Raw genomic sequence first — 22,329 nt, forward strand, 5'->3', positions numbered from 1 at the left:
TTTCCATGATTGACAAACCCTTAAAATGGGTTATAATAGAATAGTCATTGCGGAATAGTGTAACGGTAGCACCTACGACTCTGACTCGTATTGTCTAGGTTCGAATCCTAGTTCCGCAGCCAAAGAGCGGCATTCTGGGCATTGGCCTGGAATGCCGTTTTGTTTTCAAAAGGAGGAACCCATGAACCGGGAGTACACCAAGATCAATTCTAAAACTGTGGATGAATGGGTAAAAGACGGATGGGAATGGGGCCGGCCCATCGACCACTCCACTTTTTCCAGGGCCCAGCTTGGGCAGTGGGATGTACTGCTCACGCCCACAAGGCCCGTCCCCCACGAATGGTTCTGTGATTTAAAAGGCGCCGAGCTTCTTGGGCTCGCTTCCGGCGGCGGTCAGCAGATGCCCATTTTCACCGCTCTTGGGGCACGCTGTACGGTTCTTGACTACTCCAAGGCCCAGCTCTCAAATGAAGAGGAGGTCGCCAAACGGGAGGGCTACACCATAAAAATCGTGGAAGCGGATATGACAAAACCTCTGCCCTTCCCCGATGCCGCCTTCGATCTGATCTTCCATCCCGTCTCCAACTGCTACGTGGAAAAGGTGGAGCCCATCTGGCGGGAGTGCTGGCGGATTTTGAAGCCGGGCGGCATTTTGCTCGCAGGCTTCTCCGCCGATATCGTCTATGCCTTCGATGACAGCGAGACCCGCCTTCAAAACAGGCTTCCCTATAACCCCTTAAAGGACAAGAAACTTTATGCTCTGGCCATTCAAAATCATTGGGGCATCCAATTCTCCCACAGTCTGGAGGAACAGATTGACGGACAAATAAAGGCCGGTTTTCGTCTAACCGGCCTTTATCAGGATACTACCGCCTCCGGGCCCCTGCACGATTACAATATCCCCGTTTTCTATGCCACCCGGGCAGTCAAATAAGCCTATCCCCCCGCCAGCACCTGAATCAGCTCATGGTAGACCTCCAGCGGCGCGCTCTTCCAGCGGTCCGCCATGCGCCTTGCCTTATCCATGGTCAGTTCCTCCATGGTCAGCTGCAGCAGGGTAACCTCTCCGTCCCGCATGGTGAGCTTGGCCGTTACGCCCAGCGGCCCCTCGGTAAGTTCCGCAAGGGCCTGGCTTTGGGTCACCAGCTTGGCCCGGTTCATCTCCACATAGCGTCCCACCATCTCCCGTTTGGAGAAAAGAACCCTCGTGTAGAAATAGTTCAGCACCTCCATCCCTTGATCGGTGAGCTGGACGAGGTTTTCCGTTCCAATGAGGCCCTGTTCCGACAGCTCCACCAAGCTTTGCTGCAGGTCGAAGTAGTTCATCCATCCCTCCTTAAGGGCTGTCTGGATGAGCTCCTCCCGTTCCAGGGGCAGATGAAAACGGTAGATCATATAGAGTACGAACAGCTTGTTGTCCGTCATATTGTATCTTTCAAACATCCTTTGTCCCACTTCCCTTCCCTGTCATTATACGCGATTTGACCCGGTTCAACAACAGAATCGATTTTGCGTCAGCGTTCTTGGAGAAAAATAGTGCTTGAAATATCTTAGATTTTCTGTATAATAGAAATGCGGCGTGGGGTTATAGCTCAGCTGGTCAGAGCGCTACGTTGACATCGTAGAGGTCGTTGGTTCGAGCCCAATTAACCCCACCAGGTTTCCTGGGGTGTGCGTCACATTTCGTTTATTTAAACCCACAGTTTGAATACGGGAATCCAGGTCTTTTCACACTCGGTCAAGCCCCCTTTGAGGGGACGGCTTAGCTGAGAAGCAGGATACCCACCTGCCGCGAGGCGGGTGTTAAATGCGGGATGAGCGGCATCTTGGGAACGGGATCTTCAAGTTTCTTGGAGATCCCGTTTTTTATATTGAAAGAAGGTAGAAACATGGAGCGGCTGGAAAAACTAATTGAGGAGAGCCGGAACATCGTCTTCTTCGGCGGCGCCGGCGTATCCACCGAGAGCGGTATCCCTGATTTTCGGAGTGTGGACGGCCTCTATCGCCAAAAGTTCAAATATCCGCCGGAGACCATGCTGAGCCATGATTTCTTTGCCGCCCATACAGCGGAATTTTTTGACTTCTATCGTGCGAAGATGCTCTGCCTTTCCGCGAGGCCCAATGCGGCCCATCTGACGCTGGCCCGCTGGGAAAAAGCCGGGCTTGTAAGGGCGGTGATCACCCAGAACATCGATGGCCTTCATCAGATGGCGGGCAGCCAAAATGTGCTTGAACTTCACGGTTCGGTTCATCGCAATCACTGCTTGCAATGCGGCAAAAACTACGATGCCGAGTGGATGCTGGAAAGCCGCGGCGTTCCCCAATGCAGCTGCGGCGGCGTTGTCAAACCCGACGTGGTGCTCTATGGCGAGAGCTTGGATAACGGCACGCTGACCGCGTCGGTAAAGGCCATCTTTGAAGCGGATGCTCTTATCATCGCGGGCACATCCCTCGCCGTCTACCCTGCCGCCAGCCTCATCGACGCTTACCGCGGCGACCGGCTCATCGTGATCAATCGTTCTCCCACGCCGGCAGATCACAGGGCTAACCTGCTTATTCAAGGTTCCGTAGGCGAAGTGCTGGCTGCACTTCATGTATGAAATTTACGCTGCCGGCAAAACTAGGGCCGGAGGCGATTGACATGAAGAAGTATTCCGGACTGTACAGCTTAATGGAAGAAGATTTTAATGCAAAGCAATACTTTGAGGCACTGCCCGATTACGTCCGCACCAGTATCTGCGAACGGGCAGACAACGTGAATTCCTTTCAAAGCTTGAAGGATTACGCGGAAAACCTCCTGCGCGGCGATGACTGACGCAAAAACCCCCCGGGTCTCTCCCGGGGGGTTTTAATTTTACTGTTCCTGTTTGATGGAGTTATTCCCGCCCATAAAAACATGGGACTCATTTTCACAAGCGCATTTGGGCGGCAGCTCCGCCTCCTCTTCGTCCGCAAATCCCTCCGTACTCTCCTTCATGAAAAGCACCTTCAGCGTCATGAACAAAAGCTTGAGGTCGAGCAGGAACGAATAGTTTTCTATATACATAAGGTCAAGCTTCAGCTTGTCGTAGGGCGTGGTGTTGTACTTTCCATAAACCTGCGCATACCCTGTAAGACCGCCCTTCACCTTGAGGCGGAAATCAAACTCGGGGATGACCTTGGAATACTCCTCCACATGCTCCACCCGCTCCGGCCGCGGACCTACGATGCTCATATCCCCTATCAAAATGTTGATGAGCTGGGGCAGTTCATCCATGCGGATCTTCCGGATGACCTTACCTACCGGCGTAATGCGGGGATCATTATCCTTGGCCCTGAAATCTCTGCCCACCTTCTCAGCATCCACCACCATGCTCCGGAATTTATAGATATCGAAGGTTTTATGATTGATGGTGCATCGCTTCTGCTTGTAAAAAACGGGGCCGCCATCGTATAGCTTAATAGCAACAGCGATGATCAGCATGATGGGCGAAGCGATAATGAGGGCTGGGATGGTGATAACTAGATCCAAGGTCCGTTTGGCAAAGCGTTGGCCAAAGCTGAGGCCAGTATTCCGGCAGAACAGAATGGGCGTATCAAAAAGGTGCACCACATCCGCGCCCCGGACAATAATATCGGAAATCTTGGGGGTTAAATAGACATCGATATCATGATCAAAGCAATACTTGACGATCTTATTGCGGAGGGCGGAGGTGACGTCACAAAGGATCACGGCGTCAAAGTTCAGTACCCGTAAAAACACCTCGTCCAGACCCTCGTTTACATGCATGGCATCCTTGATCTCATAGCGGTCGGCATGGGTGGACATCTTGTTCATGAATAAATCGATATTTTTGCAGCCATAAACCACCAGAACCCGCTTGGGCTCATTCACCTTCACATAGATTCGGTTGGCAAGAAGGGACCAGAGCACCGCCACGACAGCCTGACTTCCGAACAGAATGAGAAGCGGCACGATGGGCATAAATTTTCGCGCCAACAGACAGATCAGGCAATAGGTAAAGGCGTTCAGCAAAAACAATGTGATCACCTGGGAATAGGCGATCTCGCTCACTTTGGCCTTGCCCACCCGAAAGGCGCCGTAGATTTTCGTCAATAGGAAATAGACCATGACATAGATCAGGATAAAGACCCAGATGCCCCGCTTTCCAAAAGGAATGAGCATCTCAGGCCAATAATTGCCGCGCCATACATAATAGAAAGCAAAGGCCACGACAGCAATCATCAAAATGCGCGCAACCAACAGCAGAATCTTACAAGTGAGATTCTTGGTGTGCATTCGGCTCTCTCCTTTAACAGTCGCCGCACCCGCGGCCTGTACTATTCCCTATCATTTTAACATGTATGATCTAGAAAGCAACCTTTTCCCCTGGATTTTGGCAGTCACATTTATGGCAGAACTGACAGCTCCAACGTATAGGACCAACCTTTGGGAAAAAAAGTTGCATCCTCAAAAGAAAATACCCCGGAGTCAACTCCAGGGTATTTTTTGGTGGTGCTTACTGGACTCGAACCAGTGACCCCATCGATGTGAACGATGTGCTCTACCAACTGAGCCAAAGCACCACATTTCTTCAAGCAAGAGTTATTATAGCGAAAAGCGGGATGCTTGTCAACCATCCAATTGGCACTTCCAAGAATAAATCCGTTTAAAGACCGCCATGCTAGATAGAGCGAAGGAGGGAAAATTATGATCCAAATTGTGGTTCGCACGGTCATACTTTATCTTATAATTGTTCTTATCATGCGGCTGATGGGCAAGCGGGAGCTGGCTCAGCTTCAGCCTTTTGATCTTGTTATCGCCATCATCATTGCCGATCTTGCGGCGGTGCCCATGGCGGAAATTGGCATTCCTCTGCTCTATGGTATTATCCCCATTTTGGTTCTTTCCATCGTGCATCTCTTGCTGTCGGTTCTGATGCTGAAAAGTGAAAAGGTGCGTTCTTTTATCAGCGGCGTGCCCTCCATCATCATCGAGAAGGGCGTGATCAAGGAGGACGAACTGGAAAAGCTGCGTTTCAATCTGAATGAACTGATCGAACAGCTTCGCAATCAGGGCTACCAGCTGGAGGAAGTGGACCATGCGGTGATGGAGACCTCCGGCAATCTGTCGGTGATCCCCAAAAGTGATTTTGCACCCCTCCAGCGTCAGGATTTCAATCTGCCTCAAAAGGATACCGGGCTTCCCATCACCCTCATTCTGGATGGAAATTTCAATGAGGACAACCTTCAAAAAACCCAGTGGAACCCAAAGAAACTCCTTAAAACCCTGGAAAAACACGGTGTGGATTCAGAAAAGGATGTGCTTTTGGCCATCCTGCACAACGACGGCCAGCTCTACATCCATACCAAAGGCGCAAGCCCCACCACAGCAATGATTCAGACAGGGAAGGTGAGCTCATGAAGAAAAAAATGCTGAAACCCATGCTGGGCTTTGCGGTCATGCTGCTGATCCTCCTTGCCATCGTGATATCGGTGACGGTTTTCCCAGTGCAGCACATTCAGCATACGCAAAATGAAATTCAGAGCCGGGTGGATGACGCGTTGGATCTTATCGTGGCCGAGGATTGGGAAGCATCCCAAGCCAAGGTGGAGGAAATCCGCCATTATTGGGACGATGAGCAGGACTTTTGGGAAGTCTTTGTGGATCATCGGCATACCGATGAGGCGGACCAGCGTCTGGCTGCCTGCGAAATTGGCATTCAACTGCAAAATAAGGAGGATGCCGCTGCCAGTCTCAAGGACTTCAGCGTCATCCTCGCACGAATCAGTGATTTGGAAAAACTGGAGCTGCACAATATCCTCTAACGCCTGCCCTGCTCCAGCGATTTTTTGAGAAAGCGGGCGGTGTGGCTGTCCGTATTTTTGACGATCTGTTCGGGAGTTCCCTTGGCGACCACTCTGCCGCCTCCATCGCCACCTTCCGGTCCGAGATCAATGATGTAGTCAGCGGTCTTGATCACGTCCAGATTGTGTTCAATCACCACCACCGTGTTGCCGCCGTCGGCCAGGCGCTGGAGAATTTCTACCAGTTTCCTCACATCGGCCACGTGCAGACCGGTGGTGGGCTCATCCAGAATGTACAGCGTGCTGCCGGTGCTCTTCTTGGACAGCTCGGTGGCCAGCTTCACCCGCTGAGCCTCGCCGCCGGACAGGGTGGTGGACGGCTGGCCCAGCTTGATATAGCCAAGGCCCACATCATTTAGCGTTTCCAACTTGCGGAAGATGGCGGGCAGCGGCCTGAAAAACTCCATGGCCTCCTCCACCGTCATATCCAAAACCTCATAGATGTTCTTGCCCTTGTATTTGACCTCCAGTGTCTCCCGGTTGTAGCGGTGGCCTTTGCAGACCTCGCAGGGCACATACACATCGGGCAGGAAGTGCATCTCAATCTTCAAAATACCATCGCCCTTGCAGGCCTCACACCGGCCGCCCTTGACATTAAAGGAGAAGCGGCTGTTCTTGTAACCTCTGGCCTTGGCGTCCACCGTTGCTGCAAAGACGTTTCGGATCTGATCGAACACGCCGGTGTAGGTGGCGGGGTTGGACCGCGGGGTGCGGCCAATGGGAGATTGATCGATGGCGATCACCTTATCCAGCTGCTCCACGCCCTCCATGGCCGTGTAAGCTCCCGGGCGGGTCTTCGCCCGGTTTAAATCCCGAGCCAGCGCCTTGTAAAGAATCTCGTTGACCAGGCTGGATTTGCCCGATCCGGAGACACCGGTGACACAGGTAAATACACCCAGCGGGATCTTTACATTGAGATTATCCAGATTGTTCTCCCGGGCTCCCTTGATGGTAAGCCACCCCTCAGGCTTTTTTCGCTTGGCAGGCACGGGAATAAACTTGCGGCCGCTCAGATAGTTGCCCGTCTCGGAGGCCGTATTGGCTTTGATCTCCTCCACCGTCCCCTGGGCCACCACATGGCCGCCGTGCTCTCCGGCACCCGGTCCAATGTCCACGATATGGTCCGCCGCATACATGGTGTCCTCATCATGCTCCACCACGATCAGCGTATTGCCCAGATCCCGCAGATTCTTGAGGGTGGCCAGCAGGCGTTCGTTGTCTCTTTGATGCAGTCCGATGGAAGGCTCGTCCAGAATATAGAGCACGCCCACCAGGGAAGAGCCGATCTGGGTCGCCAGACGGATCCGCTGGGCTTCGCCGCCGGACAGGCTCCCCGCCGCCCGGGACAAAGTCAAATATTCAAGCCCGACATCCCGCAGGAAGCCCAGCCGGGCGTGGATTTCCTTTAAAATCTGGGCCGCAATCATCTCATCCTTTTCGGAAAGCTCCAGTTTCTTAAAAAATTCATCGGACTGCACCACCGACAGCCGGGTAAGCTGGGAGATGGACAATCCGCCCACCGTGACTGCCAGCGCTTCCTTCCGAAGCCGCTCCCCCTCGCAGTCCGGGCAGGGCACATTGGACATATACTGCTCGTACTCCTCCTTCATATAGTCGGAAGAGGTTTCCTTATAGCGGCGCTCCAGGTTGGTAATGACGCCCTCAAAAGGCGTATTGTAGGTTCCCGCTCCATACTGCCGCTCATAAGCCACCTTGATCTTTTTGCCACGGGTGCCGTAGAGAATGACATCCACCACGTCTTTTGGCAGATCCTTCACCGGCGTATCCAGGGAAAAACCATAGTGTTCCGCCAGCGCTCTAAAGTACATATTGGCCATACTGTCTGGGTCCTTCACCAGCCATCCGGAGGCTTGCACCGCACCCTCGGCAATGGATAAATTGGGATTGGGGATGATGAGCTCAGGATCAATCTTCATCATATAACCAAGGCCCGTGCAGGTGGGACAGGCGCCAAAGGGGCTGTTGAAGGAAAACATGCGGGGCGTGAGTTCCTCCAGGCTGATGCCGCACTCGGGACAGGCATAGTTCTGGCTGAAGAGCATCTCCTCGCCGTCCACCACGTCCACCAGCACCACATCGCCGGTGAGTTTCAGCGCCGTCTCCAGAGAATCGGACAGACGCCGCTCAATGCCCGCCTTGACCACCAGGCGGTCCACCATGATCTCAATGGTATGCTTCTTTTTGCGGTCCAGCGGAATCTTATCCCCGAGGTCATAGACCTCGCCGTCCACCCGGGCCCGAACATAGCCGTTCTTCTTCATATCCTCCAGAAGCTTCAAATATTCGCCTTTTCGGCCCCGGATCACCGGCGCCATCACCTGAATGCGGGTCCGCTCCGGCAGAGCCATCACCTGGTCCACCATCTGGTCGATGGACTGCTGATGGATCTCCTTGCCGCAGTTCGGGCAGTGAGGGGTGCCAATTCTAGCATAGAGCAGTCGAAAATAGTCGTAGATCTCCGTTACCGTTCCCACAGTGGAACGGGGATTGCGGCTGGTCGTCTTTTGATCGATGGAGATGGCCGGCGACAGCCCGTCGATATAGTCCACATCGGGTTTCTCCATCTGACCCAAAAACTGCCGGGCATAGGAGGAAAGGGATTCCACATACCGGCGCTGTCCCTCAGCATAGATGGTGTCAAAGGCGAGCGAGGATTTCCCCGAGCCGGACAGGCCCGTGAAAACCACCAGTTTGTCTCTCGGGATATCGATATTGACGTTCTTGAGGTTGTGCTCCCGGGCTCCCTCAATATGAATCATGTTCTGCATGGGTCCATTACTCCTTGTTCTGTTCTCTTCTGAGTTGGATGATGCGGTCACGAAGGCTTGCGGCCAGTTCAAAATCAAGCTGCTGAGCGGCTTTCTTCATCTGGGTCTCCAGGCGGCGGATCATCTTGCCCACGTCCTTGGGCTGCAGGGCAGCCTTCTCCGCCTCCTCCCGCGTCTTATCCTCCTCCAGATCATGGGTGATCTCCAGGCTGTCCCTCACCGCCTTCTTCACGCTCTCCGGCGTGATGCCGTGCTCCTCGTTGAAGGCGGCCTGCAGAGCCCGTCTCCTGTTGGTCACATCCAGGGTCCTGCGCATGGAATCGGTGATGGTGTCGGCATACATGATGACCCGGCCGTCCACATTTCGGGCGGCACGGCCCACGGTCTGAATCATGGAGGTCTCGGACCGGAGAAAACCCTCCTTGTCCGCATCCAGGATAGCGATGAGCGCCACCTCCGGAAGATCCAGTCCCTCCCGAAGCAGGTTGATGCCCACCAGCACATCGAATACGCCCAGCCTGAGATCCCGGATAATTTCCGTGCGCTCCAGCGTATCAATGTCGGAGTGAAGATAGCGTACCTTGATCTCCAGCTCCCGCAGGTAATCCGTCAAGCTCTCCGCGAACTTCTTGGTCAGCGTGGTCACCAGCACCCGGTAGCCCTGAGAGGTGATCTTGCGAATCTCGCCCACCAGATCGTCCACCTGACCGCGAATGGGCCGGACCTCGATCACCGGGTCGAGAAGCCCGGTAGGCCGGATGATCTGCTCCACCGTCTGTTCCGAACGTTCCAGCTCGTAGGGCGCCGGCGTAGCGCTCACATACACCACCTGATGGGTGCGCCCCTGAAACTCCTCAAATTTGAGGGGACGGTTGTCCAATGCCGCCGGCAGACGAAAACCGTATTCCACCAACGCTTCCTTGCGAGCCCGGTCACCATTGTACATGGCCCGAATCTGCGGCACGGTCACATGAGACTCGTCAATAAACAGCAAAAAGTCCTTGGGGAAGTAATCCAGCAGCGTAAAAGGCGGTTCGCCGGGATAGCGCCCGTCCATATAACGGCTGTAATTTTCAATGCCCGTACAGTATCCAATCTCCCGGAGCATCTCAATATCAAAATTGGTTCTCTGCTGGATGCGCTGGGCCTCCAAGAGCTTGCCCTGGCTTTCAAAGAAGCGGGTCTGATCGGCCAGGTCCCCCTCAATCATCTGAATAGCCCGGTCCATATTCTCCCGGGAGGTCACGTAATGGGTGGCGGGAAAAATGGCCGCATGAGCCCTGAGTGCCACCACCTCGCCGGTGAGAACATCCACTTCGGTCAACCGGTCAATTTCATCGCCAAAGAACTCCACCCGAATCGCATGGCTGAGCTCATTCGCGGGGAAAATTTCCACCACGTCCCCCCGTACCCGGAAGGTACCGCGCACGAAGTTGATATCGTTGCGCTCGTACTGGATCTCCACAAGCCGCTCAAGCACATGCTCCCGTTCCACGGCCATTCCCGGCCGCAGTGAGATGCTCATCTTGTAATAGTCCTCAGGCGCGCCCAAACCATAGATGCAGGACACGCTGGCCACCACAATCACGTCCTCCCGCTCGTTCAGCGAACAGGTAGTGCTGTTCCGAAGCCGGCTGATCTCATCGTTGATGGAGGAATCCTTGGCAATATAAGTATCGGAGGACGCAATATAGGCCTCTGGTTGGTAATAATCGTAATAACTGACAAAATATTCAACAGCATTGTTGGGAAAGAATTCTCTGAATTCGGAACAAAGCTGGGCTGCAAGCGTCTTGTTGTGGGCAATCACTAAGGTGGGCTTTTGCACCTTCTCAATCACGTTCGCCATGGTGAAGGTCTTGCCTGAACCGGTCACGCCCAGGATAACCTGGTCCCGATAACCGGACAGGATGCCATTTGCAATTTTCTCTATGGCCTGGGGCTGATCGCCAGCAGGCGTATAGGGGGATACCAGTTCAAACCGCTTCTTTTCCATTTCACGCTCCATTCGGTCCCAAGGACCAAAATCCATTTTCTTCGACATTCCGCGTCTATTGTACCACATGTTTGTTCGTCTGTAACGCGAACATTTAATGATTATTATTGGAAAAATCCATAAGTTTATCAAGTAAAAGAAAAAGACGAACATAACGCTCGTCTAAAGAAATGAAATTTACTTTCCAAGATGTACGATGCGGAGAATTTTTGTAAAAGCCTCCATTGTCTGCTGCCTATTAAATAGCATGCCAAGTACAAAGGCGATAATACTGTTACCAACCGCTAGAATAAACGCACATATAAAAAAGCTGAGATAACCATCAATCTTTGGCAATAATTTTAATTCCAAGATTCCCAAAGGAACCGCCGTTATAGCAAAGGGTAATAATAGACCCAGCAGAGATTTAATTTTCTTTGTAAAAAAACGGCAATGTATGAAACCTATCTCCAAAATTGCAAGTATAATCGCCGTAAGCAATACGGAGCAAAGAATACCATAAATACCAGCTATCAACACACCAGCTGACATTGTAAAAATCAATGTGATGGTAGCCACGATTTGGATTTGCTTGCTGATTCTAAAGTTGCCTGACATATTAATCATATGCCCACTTGGAATATGAATCATTTCAAAAAAAGTGATACATACCAAAAGTAAAGCAATGATTGGTTTTTCATAATTTGTATCCGAAACACCATGAGTGTACACGGCAACAAATGGAATAATTAACACTGCAGCTGTTGTAAGTAGAATAAATAACGCCATAAATACGATAAACTGATAGAGTTTAAAGGTCGGCCATACTTCTTCACGCTTCTTGGTCGCCATCATTTCCCCCAGCCCCAGACGGGGAGCATCAATCAAGCCCTGCATCACACCTTTAAGAAGCACAAATACATTATTATAAACTGCATATACGCTGGCTAAAAGAGTTCCACCATCCGCAGAGATAGAAATAAATACTATCGGCGCTGTATTATAAATGACGCCAGTAATTTTCTGGATCATTACATCTTTTGTGCCCTGAATTGCTGAAAAATCTGGTTTGGCTTTAAAATCAAGAAATCTATAATGTTTCTTTACATAAAAACCGATTAAAATACTATTTATTATTGCCATAACCATAGTTACAGCACGGATCATCCACATCTTACCGGAACACAAGACCAAAATTATATTAATTATATGCCCCAAGGTAATGGTTAACAGCGTAATAAGAGATATGATATATTCTTTTTGATCTGCCTGCAAAAGAATACGATATTTTGTAGCAAAAAATAAATTAAAGGCAGCAGGCACGATTGCCATCATCATGACAGTAAAAATCAGCTCTGCCGGCAAACCACTGTTGACCACGAGTGTATAGCCAGCTGCAACCGCTACACCCGCTCCCAAAAAAATAATACCGATTTTTCTAAATGTCTTATGCGTTGCGGAAAGAATTTGATTTACACGATCATAATCCCCCGCATAATATGGATGAAACATTGCTACATTGGTAGCAATGGTAAAACCACCTTCCAATAGCAAAAGTATATTTACTAACTGGGAGGCTGTCGAATTCAAGCCGTTAAAATCAGAGCCAAATACATCTATGACTAATTTCGTAACCACCATGCCCAGCAAACCATTCATCAAAGTCAGAAGCATGGCTGCTGTGGCATTTAAGATGCTCTTTTTTCCTCTTTGCACAATAATTTATTACTCCTATAGATTTATCGAAATAAAATTCCGAAATTTATGGCGCCTTGTCCTCATCATTTATTTGTTATTTTCAGCGCCTAACATTTTAACGATCTTCCCGCATTGTGCCTTGGGCGTCTTTTGCTCCAAAATAAATTTTCGACTAATGCTTCCGATATTCTGTCTAGTTTGGACATTTAGACTGCAGATTTCCACTATCTTAGCACGCAACGCCTCCACAGTATTATCCGGTACATAATGAATATAATCACCATATTCCTCCGGAAATCCATCCAGTCGGTAACCAATCACCGGTTTCCCAGAAGCTAAATATTCCATGGTTTTAGAAGGAAAACTATATTTCGTATATTCCCCACTATTTTGCCTTGGATTTACTAGGACCGTAGACTGCTGTTGTAATTCAGCAATTTTTTCTCCATTTACAAAGCCGTAATATTTCACACGCTTTGTTTTTTTAGCCATATCCTCAACGTAGGAAGCAAGCTCCCCAGCGCCACATATCCACAATTCATACGCGCTGTCATCAATTCCACATACCGCCTCTACTAGATTTTTTATACCATAAGCCTCTCGTAAAGCACCTGAATAAAAAATGATTTTCTTTTCATCCTCTGAATGAACGGCATGCTGATCTTGTTTATCTCCGCCATAAATTCCTTCTACAACTACATAGGGCTTGTCCCCAATTCCCAGCTTATCCACCATATATTTTGTAGTAAGGATATACATATCAAATCTTTTTTCCAGCCACAGTTTTAAATGACTGTACATTTCATGCACCTGTTTCCACCTGCCGCGACCTACAAACGAGGCCACAGTCGTAGGAACATCAGGCGCAATTATCACCGTTTTAACTCGAGGATGCAACTTTTTTTGAAGCAGAATCGGGATACATAAATATGGATGAGCATCATATACAAATATGACAAGATCTTTATCCGAGTGCCCTCTTATCCATTTCCCTAAGCTGGTGAAAGTTGTAATTGCTTTTGAAAATTGTTTAAAAATAGGCAGATTAATATATCCCGTATGAACATCTTCAGATTGTTCAGTATGCGACCACTTCTGCTGCCTAATTAGTATCTTGGGATAGTTTGGATAAGTAGGAATCGGAATAGTATTAATCAACGTAATCGGCCTTAAAAGATTGTCGTCTAGACCATGAATAATGCTACTATTGAGATTATGGTCAGCAAGAGACAGTGGGACTTTGCTGTCCTTCTGCAATAGATCATAATAATTCATATCAAAAATGCTGCTGCAAAAACAAATTTCCATTCCAAATCTCCACAATTCGGTCCTTAAAACGTTGTATCCGTCATCCTTTTATACATTTCAGATAATCCAACCCGCGGAATCCATCCCAAGGATTCAATCTTCGTTGTATCTAAAAATAAATAATGATTTGGAGGGTATTTTACATTCTCCCTGGCATTATTTTTAATCACAACCGATGATCTTTTGGGGCCGCATAAAACTCTTGCTACCATCTCGGCCATCTCCTTGATGGAACAATAAGTTTCTTTATTCGCAACATTATAGGCCTCTCCCGATCCGCCTTCCAATAGTATCATCAAAATGGCTGACACAGCGTCCATAGTATATACATACATTCTTTCGCTTGAACCATCTGTCAGAAGAACAATATCATCTCCTTTTTGCGCGCACCGCGCAAATTGTGCAAACACACGCCGATCTTCTCTGTCAATCCCCGGCCCAAAAGTTTGAGCAAGTCTGGCGATTTTAACATTAACATCATATTCTGATGCGTAAGAAATACAAAGATTCTCCGCCATTCTTTTACTTTCTGGATAACAGCTGCGCACGGACAACGGATTTACATCCCCAAGATCATCCTCAGTTAAAATAGCTTTAACATGAGGAGAACCGTATACTTCCATGCTTGATAGATAAACTACCGAAGTAACGGCCTTTTGTTTTGCAAGCTCAAGTACATTTATGGTGCCTTCAAGCGAAGTCTTTATAGTTTCAACAGGGTGCTTTATAAAGGCATCGCTTTCTGTAACGCTTGCACCATGAATTATATAGTCAATTTTTTCATCAATCTTTGGCAGAGACCGTACATCGCCAATTATGAAGTCCAGGTTATGATGCGATTTAAGCAGATTTTCAAATTTAGCTTTCCCTTTCTCATAGCTTCTTGTCAAGGCCAAAACTCTGACATTAATATTTCTTTTTGCACACGAATAAACAATTGCGCCAACAACTGTTTGGCCAATTAATCCAGTGGCTCCCGTAACAAATACGGTTTTCCCTCTAAATCTCTCCCATTTTAATGCAGACTCCGTCGAAATATTTTCTAAATCTGCATGATACACATCCAATTCAGTCCACATTCGATACCACCTCAACCAAAAATCTGAGAATTTTCTCTCGCATCAACGATAGCCCGGAAAATATAAAAGTCGTTAGGAGTTGTGATTTTTATATTTTCTGGTGAACCTTCTACCATGTATAGTGGATAACCATAATGGCGCATCATACTCGCGCTATCAATAAATTCTTTTAAGCCTTCCTCAATAGCCTTCATATGCGCTTCAAAGATATGTCCCAAATAAAAGCTTTGAGGAGCTTTCGCAAATACGACTTTACTTCTATCGAAGATATCCCCCAATGTTCCGTCTTCATTTCCAACCGCAACCGTTTCCACTACATGGGACACCGTAATGGCATTCCCGTTTTTCAGCACAGATTCAATATTGAGAGATATTGTTTCCCTGTCAATTAGGGGGCGTACTCCATCATGAATTAATACCACCGTGTCATCTGGATATCTATCGTGCAACGCTCTCAACCCATGAAAGATTGACTCCTGTCCATTCGCACCTCCTGGAACAATTTCTACTACTTTCTCAATAGAAAATTTTTTGAGGAGACATTTTAGATGCTCTATCCAAGTTTCCAAGCATACAACAACTATTGCATCAATATCTTGGTGCTTTTCAAAATGCTCCAGAGTATGGATAATGATAGGCTTCCCGTGCAATTCAAGAAACTGCTTGGGTAATGTTCTAGAATTCATTCTCTGGCCAGTGCCTCCGGCAAAAATAAGAGCGGTATTCATTTTTGTTCCTCTTTCATCATTCTATCCAGCATCAGTTTACATACTTTTTCACAGGCATGTCCATCTTCAAAGTTTTGCATCCACTTGAAATAATAAGCAACATCCTGTGCGTACTTATCTTCATCAAACCGCAGTATATTCTGCGCTAGTTCCTCATTGGTTGTAGACAGAGGAAAAGGCCAGCTTGAAGGTTTTGTATACAGCCCGCGGTTCGTCTCATAATCTTTTAAATCGCTTGCAAAAATGAAGCATGGTTTTCTTGTCTGAACGAAATCCCACATCGTAGATGAATAGTCATTGATAAGAACGTCTGCCGTACACATCAATTCCTGAATATCATCATGACCCGACATATCAATGACATTCTCTGGAATATCCTGCAACTGATCCGCAATACTTGGATGTAGCCTTAATACAAAAACCCAGTCCCCTCCAAATCTCGTGGTCAAGGCTTGAATCACTGATTTGCTATCGATCTCATAGGGGCCAAGTTGATGCGTCAAAAAGGTATTCTCTCCCGGTGTCCTGTATGTAGGCGCATACATTACAATTTTTGCATTGGGATCAATTCCATATTTAATTTTGATCCGTGAAGAAATATCCGAATAATCCGTAAAAAAGATGTCATTTCTTGGAAGGCCTATTTCAAGTATTTTATTGCGGTCAATCAATAGGCTCCGCTCAACAATATCCGAAAAATATTTATTGGACGATAGAAAATAAGACGTCTTGGAAGCGGTAATTTTGCAATCCTGGCGATAGAAAAAACTATCAGATGTGTCTATTCCCATTTTTTTATAGGCTCCACCCCCATGCCAGGTATTGATTACAACTTGACTTTTGCGAAAAGGTATGTATGAAATTGCACCACTTGTAGTAATAAAAAACTTTGATGTCAGCACATAATAATAGTATTTAAGCGTTCCCAGTCTAACAACAGTAATGCCTCGTGAAATGAGGCTGCTCCCATCAATTTCTTTGCCCAATGGAAATACAACTTCAAAACTCTGTGGATAGTGTTCTAATATATACTCAGCCAAATATTTTGGACTACATGCATACTTTGCATTGAAGTTTAAAATATTATTTAGCAGAAGTACTCGATTTTTTTGTACTGGAAATACCCTGAGTGGAAAAAGTAAAACCAGCATTGCTAATTTCGAAATAAACCTGAGAAAAGGAATCATAGTATTCATCCGCCCATCTATCTAATATTTCTTCTCTCTACACCAAACACTTTTGCAATTTCTCTCGCAGTATGGATGAGTGAATAACCATTTTTATAATCCTTATAGGTCTTATTCTCACCCGCCATTAACTCCTTAAACTCATCAACAGAAATACCCATCTCATTGCAAATAAAAGCCATATCCTCCATTGCTGTGTCTTCGCTGTATGGAGGACTTTTCAAAATTTCCAGGGCTTCATCACGACTAAGCTGTCCTGTTAAAATGAGACTGGAGAAGTGTGCCCTTCGCTTATCATATCCAAACTTTTTGGGAAGCCAATAGCCCTCATAAAACCGGGTAAAGATACTTTCAAAATGTTTATTCGCATAAGGTTCCCAACCAAACTCGTTTTGAAGTTCTTCAATGGCTTCTTTCTTAAAATATGGAACCAAATCCAATACTTTACATACCCGTATTCCTTTAAAATACCGGTAATATAACCGATATTTAAACATGCCACAGAATTTCATATGCTTCAGCTGCCGCGTACCAAATCTCTTATGAATATCCTTAATTAAACGAATATCATTCTCGTGAACCCATTCGTTTGGTTCTCTAACACATTCCGTAGAGTAATTACCCCCTGTTAAAATATACTTAAAGCCGTTTTCTGCAGCAAAATTATATAAAGATGCAAAAATCATATGATCCTGAGGTGTATCCTGATAAGGCACCTGGGACTTGAAGAATGCAAGCTGGAGGTCCATCATCTCATCATGATCAATCTTGACATAATGTACATCTACGCCAAGCTTATCAATAATCTTTTGAATATTTTTATTAGCTACATCCAGATTCCAGCATGTGTCCACAGCAAAAATAAGAGGACGTAGTCCCCACTTTTTCACTGCGCTATATGCAACGTAAGAGCTGTCTACGCCGCCGCTCAAGCCAATAAGGCAATCGTACTTTTTACCTTGGCCATCTCTTTTAATGTTTTCAATGAGTCTATTTAACTCTTCTGCATTTCCTTGCGGATTCCAATTTGGCTTTATATTTTCATAAAAATTATGACAATGGTCGCAAACGCCCTTCTCATCAAATACAATTTTTGAGTCGCTTGTATCCATGACACAATTTGTACACACCTGGTATTTACGCGTTTCCATCTTTATTTCCTCCAAACCATTTTATTCACAATACCGGTATAGCTCTGAATAAGCTTTATAACCTTGTTGGAGACATTTTCATCCGTATAGTTTGGCACATCCATACCCAAATCCCCATTTTTATTCATCTCAACCGCCGTTTCAACCGCCTGTAAAACTTGGGGCGTGGTAATGCCCGCTAAAATGAAATTCCCTTTATCCAAGGCCTCTGGACGCTCTGTACTGGTACGTATACACACGGCAGGAAATGGATTGCCTATGGACTGAAAATAGCTGCTTTCTTCCGGCAGCGTTCCACTATCACTCACCACACAAAAAGCATTCATCTGCAGATGATTATAATCATTAAAGCCGAAAGGCTTCAGTTGTCTAACATTGGGATGAAAAACAAACTGCCGCTTCTCGATATACTTGGCACTGCGTGGATGAGTAGAGTAAATAACCGGCATCTCATATTTTTCCGCCAGTGCATTTACCGAATTCATAAGGTTAAAAAAGTTTGCTTCCGTGTCAATATTTTCCTCTCTATGGGCAGAAAGCAGAATATAATTGTCTTTTTGTAGAGACAACCTCTCCAGAACATTGCTTGAAAGTATTTGTTTTAAATTGCCGCTCAGGACTTCGGCCATGGGCGATCCCGTAACATAGGTTCGCTCTCTTGCCGTCCCTTCAAAGTTTAAATACCGTCGTGCATGCTCGCTATAACACAAATTAACATCAGCGATATGATCTACAATTCTTCGATTTGTCTCTTCCGGCAGACATTCATCAAAGCATCTATTCCCCGCCTCCATATGAAATATTGGAATATGCAGACGTTTTGCTGCGATTGCCGACAGGCAGGAATTGGTATCTCCCAGGATCAGCAGCGCATCAGGCATCACTGTTGAAATTACGTTATAGGATTTTGCAATGATATTGCCAATGGTCTCTCCTAGATCCTTACCTACAGCATTTAAATAATAATCCGGAGCCCGCAACCCCAACTCATTGAAAAAAATCTCGTTAAGTTCATAATCATAGTTTTGTCCCGTATGTACAAGAACGTGATCAAAATATTTATCACACTTCTTTATAACTGCAGCTAAACGAATAATTTCAGGACGGGTCCCAACAATCGTCATAACCTTCAACTTACTCATTTAGGTGTAACCTCCAAAAAATAGGTATCCGGATGTTCCGGATCAAAGCATTCATTTGCCCACATAACCGTAACCATATCCGAGTTGCCTGTATTGGTAATGCTGTGGGTATAACCAACAGGGATATCCACCACCTGCATTTTATCCCCTGAAACATTATATTCAATGATGCGCTGTTCGTCTATCTTTCTAAAACGAATAACTCCTTGTCCGCTAATGACTAAAAATTTTTCATTTTTAGTGTTATGCCAGTGATTTCCCTTCGTTATACCGGGATGAGAGATATTTATCGAGAATTGTCCGCAGCTATTTGTACGAATAAATTCGGTAAAAGAGCCGCGTTGATCCGCATGTATCGTCAGGGGATAGGCGAAATCCTCCTCACTTAAGTAGCTTAAGTAGGTACTATAGAGCTTTTTGATAAAAGGGGACCCCATATTCGGTGCCTCTAAGTTTTTACGGCTCTCTTTAAATGAATACAGCAGATCAGCGATTTCACCCAATTTTACCCTATGTACAGGCTCCACTATACAGAATTGATTTTCTTGCTTTGCATTCCCCTCCAGAGCACAAATCAATTCTGTCACAACATCATCAATATAAACCAAATTCAGAATGACCTCAGGATCATGAACAACAATGGGCAAATCATGTGCTATATTATTGCAAAAGGTTGCAACAACACTATTATAATTGGGACGGCACCATTTTCCAAAAACGTTGGGGAGACGATAGACATAGGTCAGATTGCCCGTTTCTTTTCCATAATCAAAAATTAGGTTCTCTCCCGCTCGCTTACTTTGGCCATAGGGATTGTCTAGGTCGGCCTGAATCGATGAAGTTACCAGCACGGGCGCGTGGCTTTGGTTTCGTTTCAATGCTTCCAATAGAGTTGCAGTAAAACCGAAATTGCCCTCCATAAATTCTTTTTGTTCTTTGGGACGGTTTATACCGGCTAAATGAAATACAAATTCACAAGATGCCGCATACTCATCCAACAATCCATCTTCTGAATCAATATCGTAGAGCAAAATATCCTTATAACCTCTATTTTTAAGCTGGGCAATCAGATTTCTGCCAATAAAACCTTTTGCACCCGTCACCAAAATTTTCATCTGCTTCTCCACGCTTTCACTTCGTTGCTAACATACTCTAAAGTCATAAGTTTTTCTTTTACCTCTTCCACATTCAATCTTTTCGTATTGTGTGAGGTATAGGGCTCAATAGACTCAACTTCAGGATTTCCTTCAACGAAGTATTTATCGTAGTTTAAGTCGCGTCGATCAACAGGAATACGATAATAATTTCCCTCATCCACACTCTTAATTTTTTCTTCCGTGGTCATTAATGTCTCATACAGCTTCTCTCCATGCCTCGTTCCAATAATGCGCACTTCCGACGTGCCGCCAAACAACTCATTGACAGCTTGTGCCAAATCATGAATGGTACAAGCTGGAGCCTTCTGAATAAAAAGATCGCCAGGATCGGCATGTTCAAATGCAAATACCACTAATTGAACCGCTTCATCAAGGCTCATCAAAAATCGAGTCATATTTGGATCGGTCACAGTTAATGGGCGGCCCTCCTTGATCTGATCAATAAACAATGGTATAACGCTGCCCCTGGAACACATAACATTTCCATAGCGTGTGCAGGTTATCGTAGTATGTTCGGCTGGTACAGTGCGGGCTTTGGCTGTTATTACTTTTTCCATCATCGCTTTGGAGATCCCCATTGCATTGATAGGATAAGCAGCCTTGTCTGTGGAAAGGCAGACAATCCGTTTTACTCCACAGTCAATGGCAGCCGTCAGCACATTGTCAGTTCCCAAAACATTAGTTTTTACAGCTTCCAACGGGAAAAATTCGCAGGAAGGCACTTGTTTTAAAGCCGATGCATGGAAGATATAATCAACACCATACATAGCGTTTTTTACGCTGGCTATATCCCGTACGTCTCCTAAGAAAAATTTTATTTTATCATTCTTGTAGAGTTTACGCATATCGTCCTGCTTCTTTTCATCCCGTGAAAAGATACGAATCTCACCAATATCTGTATCTAAAAATCCTCTTAATACAGCATTTCCAAAGCTACCCGTACCACCGGTAATCAATAAAGTTTTGTTTTGAAAAATTGACATCTTATTCACTCGCTTTTCAATAAATTTAGTAGTGATTCAAAAAACTGTTCCCGTCTAAAGTGTTCTTCATAATAATTTCTTCCATTCAGACCCATTTCTTGATAGGATGTAAAAGAATCAATTACCTGTGTCATAACCTGTGCCAGACCCATCGCATCATCAGCCGCAACAGCTTTACCGCACTTTGCTTCAACAATCATCTCTTGAGCGGCCCCATTAACGGCCCCGACGATCGGCTTACCCGCTGACAAATAACTCTGAGCTTTACCAGGCAGTGTCATTCCAATATAATCTCCACCCCGCAGGGTTAACAAAAAGCAATCCGCCATCCGATAAAATTCTGCCATTTCTTCGAGAGGGTGTCTGCCGTGAAAAACTATATTGTTTTCAACACCCAGCGATTTTGCAAGGTTTCTACAGTTATCCAGCTCCGATCCATCGCCCACAATATGTACGCAAAATTTCTCCCGTGTATCCATCTTGGCAACCGCTTTTATTATGCAGTCAACATTTTGAACCAAACCAATATTTCCTGCGAATAAGAAGTCAATCACACCATTGTCTTCATATTTGCCGGTAATGTCAGCGTACAAATCTTCCGCATACTGTGGCAAATATACAATTCTGTCTTCATTAACGTCACAGACTTCTACTAAATACTGTCGAAAAGGTTTAGAAGTAATCGCAATATAATCACAGGATCGATAGATCCAGCGACTTATTTTCTTGACCAAATGATATACCGGATTGGATTCACCAACTCCCCAAGCCTTCATTGATTCCGGCCAAATGTCCAAACAATATAGAATTAACGGTTTGTTTGTTCTGCGTTTCCAGACAACCCCAGGTATGGCCTGAAATATGGGAGACGTTTGGAATACAAAAATTGCATCCGCGTCAGGCTTTTTCCCAAATTCTGCATGCAAAAAAGAGCTAATAATAAACGATCCATAATTTAACATACGGAAAAAGATGCCAGTTCTCCGTGCAATTGTAGGCAATCGGCAAATTTGAACATCAGCTATTTTTTCATGACGTCGTCTGCCCCAATGATACTCCTTCGGGATATGGTTTGTTGTATAATCGGGCAAGCCAGTCAGTACTCGAACAGAATTACCTTTGCGAACAAGTTCACTGGCAATATCATTAATTCTAAAATTATCCGGATAATAATTCTGCGAAATAATTTGTATCTTCATCACACTATAAAATCACTCTTATTGGTACACTGTTTTGGAGATAAGTCTATCATATTGCAGTACTTTTGGCAACTTGTCCCCTTTGT

Annotated in this window: 19 protein-coding genes, 3 tRNA genes and 1 other RNA gene; 8 read left to right on the forward strand and 15 right to left on the reverse strand. The window is 46.1% G+C overall.

Features of this window, described 5'->3' with window-relative positions; all coding sequences use genetic code 11:
- Positions 1-48: 48 nt before the first annotated feature.
- Both H8696_RS10905 and H8696_RS10910 read left to right on the forward strand, forming a co-directional pair.
- Positions 49-122: transfer RNA gene (locus H8696_RS10905), tRNA-Gln, on the forward strand.
- A gap of 59 nt (positions 123-181) precedes the next feature.
- The gene (locus tag H8696_RS10910) at positions 182-934 is read left to right on the forward strand and encodes a class I SAM-dependent methyltransferase (RefSeq protein ID WP_249317468.1); all 753 of its coding nucleotides are present in this window, start codon (positions 182-184) and stop codon (positions 932-934) included.
- A 2-nt stretch (positions 935-936) separates the two neighbouring features.
- Here H8696_RS10910 and H8696_RS10915 read toward each other — a convergent pair whose 3' ends face one another.
- A complete protein-coding gene (locus tag H8696_RS10915; protein ID WP_249317469.1) occupies positions 937-1,443 on the reverse strand; it encodes a DUF4364 family protein in 507 nt (168 codons plus the stop codon).
- 138 nt (positions 1,444-1,581) lie between these two features.
- Here H8696_RS10915 and H8696_RS10920 point away from each other — a divergent pair.
- The 4 genes from H8696_RS10920 to H8696_RS10935 all read left to right on the forward strand — a co-directional run bounded on the left by H8696_RS10920 (position 1,582) and on the right by H8696_RS10935 (position 2,815).
- Positions 1,582-1,658: transfer RNA gene (locus H8696_RS10920), tRNA-Val, on the forward strand.
- Positions 1,659-1,837, forward strand: a non-coding RNA gene (gene ssrS, locus H8696_RS10925) — 6S RNA. It begins immediately after the preceding tRNA gene.
- A gap of 52 nt (positions 1,838-1,889) precedes the next feature.
- Positions 1,890-2,600 (forward strand): NAD-dependent protein deacylase, encoded by a 711-nt coding sequence (locus tag H8696_RS10930; RefSeq protein ID WP_249317470.1) that lies wholly within the window; start codon positions 1,890-1,892, stop codon positions 2,598-2,600.
- Positions 2,601-2,641: 41 nt separating this feature from the next.
- Positions 2,642-2,815: a hypothetical protein gene (locus H8696_RS10935; protein WP_249317471.1), complete on the forward strand. Its 174-nt coding sequence runs from the start codon at positions 2,642-2,644 to the stop codon at positions 2,813-2,815.
- 39 nt (positions 2,816-2,854) lie between these two features.
- Here the strand turns inward: H8696_RS10935 and H8696_RS10940 are convergent, their stop codons facing one another.
- Positions 2,855-4,279 carry a sugar transferase gene (locus H8696_RS10940; RefSeq protein ID WP_249317472.1) on the reverse strand — a complete coding sequence of 475 codons (1,425 nt, stop codon included), beginning with the start codon at positions 4,277-4,279 and terminating at the stop codon, positions 2,855-2,857.
- A gap of 211 nt (positions 4,280-4,490) precedes the next feature.
- A tRNA-Val gene (locus tag H8696_RS10945) sits at positions 4,491-4,566 on the reverse strand.
- Between the two features lie 124 nt (positions 4,567-4,690).
- Between H8696_RS10945 and H8696_RS10950 the strand changes: the two genes are divergently transcribed.
- Positions 4,691-5,404, forward strand: a complete 714-nt coding sequence (locus H8696_RS10950; RefSeq protein WP_249317473.1) for a YetF domain-containing protein — start codon at positions 4,691-4,693, stop codon at positions 5,402-5,404.
- On the forward strand, positions 5,401-5,808 hold the full coding sequence (locus H8696_RS10955; RefSeq protein WP_249317474.1) for a DUF4363 family protein: 408 nt from the start codon (positions 5,401-5,403) through the stop codon (positions 5,806-5,808). The genes H8696_RS10950 and H8696_RS10955 overlap by 4 nt, the downstream gene beginning before the upstream one ends.
- Here H8696_RS10955 and uvrA read toward each other — a convergent pair.
- The 12 genes from uvrA to H8696_RS11015 form a co-directional block, all read right to left on the reverse strand.
- Positions 5,805-8,636, reverse strand: a complete 2,832-nt coding sequence (uvrA, locus tag H8696_RS10960) for an excinuclease ABC subunit UvrA (RefSeq protein ID WP_249317475.1) — start codon at positions 8,634-8,636, stop codon at positions 5,805-5,807. The two genes, H8696_RS10955 and uvrA, sit on opposite strands and share 4 nt — an antisense overlap.
- Positions 8,637-8,643: 7 nt before the next feature.
- Positions 8,644-10,632: an excinuclease ABC subunit UvrB gene (gene uvrB / locus H8696_RS10965; protein ID WP_249317476.1), complete on the reverse strand. Its 1,989-nt coding sequence runs from the start codon at positions 10,630-10,632 to the stop codon at positions 8,644-8,646.
- A 177-nt stretch (positions 10,633-10,809) separates the two neighbouring features.
- Entirely contained in the window at positions 10,810-12,327 is a 1,518-nt protein-coding gene (locus H8696_RS10970) for a hypothetical protein (protein ID WP_249317477.1), read from the reverse strand.
- A gap of 69 nt (positions 12,328-12,396) precedes the next feature.
- Positions 12,397-13,617 carry a glycosyltransferase gene (locus H8696_RS10975; RefSeq protein ID WP_249317478.1) on the reverse strand — a complete coding sequence of 407 codons (1,221 nt, stop codon included), beginning with the start codon at positions 13,615-13,617 and terminating at the stop codon, positions 12,397-12,399.
- Positions 13,618-13,640: 23 nt separating this feature from the next.
- On the reverse strand, positions 13,641-14,696 hold the full coding sequence (locus H8696_RS10980) for an NAD-dependent epimerase/dehydratase family protein (RefSeq protein WP_249317479.1): 1,056 nt from the start codon (positions 14,694-14,696) through the stop codon (positions 13,641-13,643).
- Between the two features lie 11 nt (positions 14,697-14,707).
- Entirely contained in the window at positions 14,708-15,424 is a 717-nt protein-coding gene (gene ispD, locus H8696_RS10985) for a 2-C-methyl-D-erythritol 4-phosphate cytidylyltransferase (protein ID WP_249317480.1), read from the reverse strand.
- The gene (locus tag H8696_RS10990; protein WP_249317481.1) at positions 15,421-16,611 is read right to left on the reverse strand and encodes a CDP-glycerol glycerophosphotransferase family protein; all 1,191 of its coding nucleotides are present in this window, start codon (positions 16,609-16,611) and stop codon (positions 15,421-15,423) included. The genes ispD and H8696_RS10990 overlap by 4 nt, the downstream gene beginning before the upstream one ends.
- A gap of 17 nt (positions 16,612-16,628) precedes the next feature.
- On the reverse strand, positions 16,629-17,762 hold the full coding sequence (locus H8696_RS10995; protein WP_249317482.1) for an N-acetyl sugar amidotransferase: 1,134 nt from the start codon (positions 17,760-17,762) through the stop codon (positions 16,629-16,631).
- Between the two features lie 2 nt (positions 17,763-17,764).
- Positions 17,765-18,904 (reverse strand): non-hydrolyzing UDP-N-acetylglucosamine 2-epimerase, encoded by a 1,140-nt coding sequence (wecB, locus tag H8696_RS11000; RefSeq protein WP_249317483.1) that lies wholly within the window; start codon positions 18,902-18,904, stop codon positions 17,765-17,767.
- Positions 18,901-20,019 carry a capsular polysaccharide biosynthesis protein CapF gene (locus H8696_RS11005; RefSeq protein ID WP_249317484.1) on the reverse strand — a complete coding sequence of 373 codons (1,119 nt, stop codon included), beginning with the start codon at positions 20,017-20,019 and terminating at the stop codon, positions 18,901-18,903. The genes wecB and H8696_RS11005 overlap by 4 nt, the downstream gene beginning before the upstream one ends.
- Entirely contained in the window at positions 20,016-21,038 is a 1,023-nt protein-coding gene (locus H8696_RS11010; protein WP_407926385.1) for a polysaccharide biosynthesis protein, read from the reverse strand. The genes H8696_RS11005 and H8696_RS11010 overlap by 4 nt, the downstream gene beginning before the upstream one ends.
- An 11-nt stretch (positions 21,039-21,049) precedes the next feature.
- Positions 21,050-22,243, reverse strand: a complete 1,194-nt coding sequence (locus H8696_RS11015; RefSeq protein ID WP_249317487.1) for a glycosyltransferase family 4 protein — start codon at positions 22,241-22,243, stop codon at positions 21,050-21,052.
- Between the last annotated feature and the right edge of the window lie 86 nt (positions 22,244-22,329).

Source organism: Gehongia tenuis (assembly GCF_014384795.1).
Classification (GTDB): Bacteria; Bacillota; Clostridia; order Christensenellales; family NSJ-53; genus Gehongia; species Gehongia tenuis.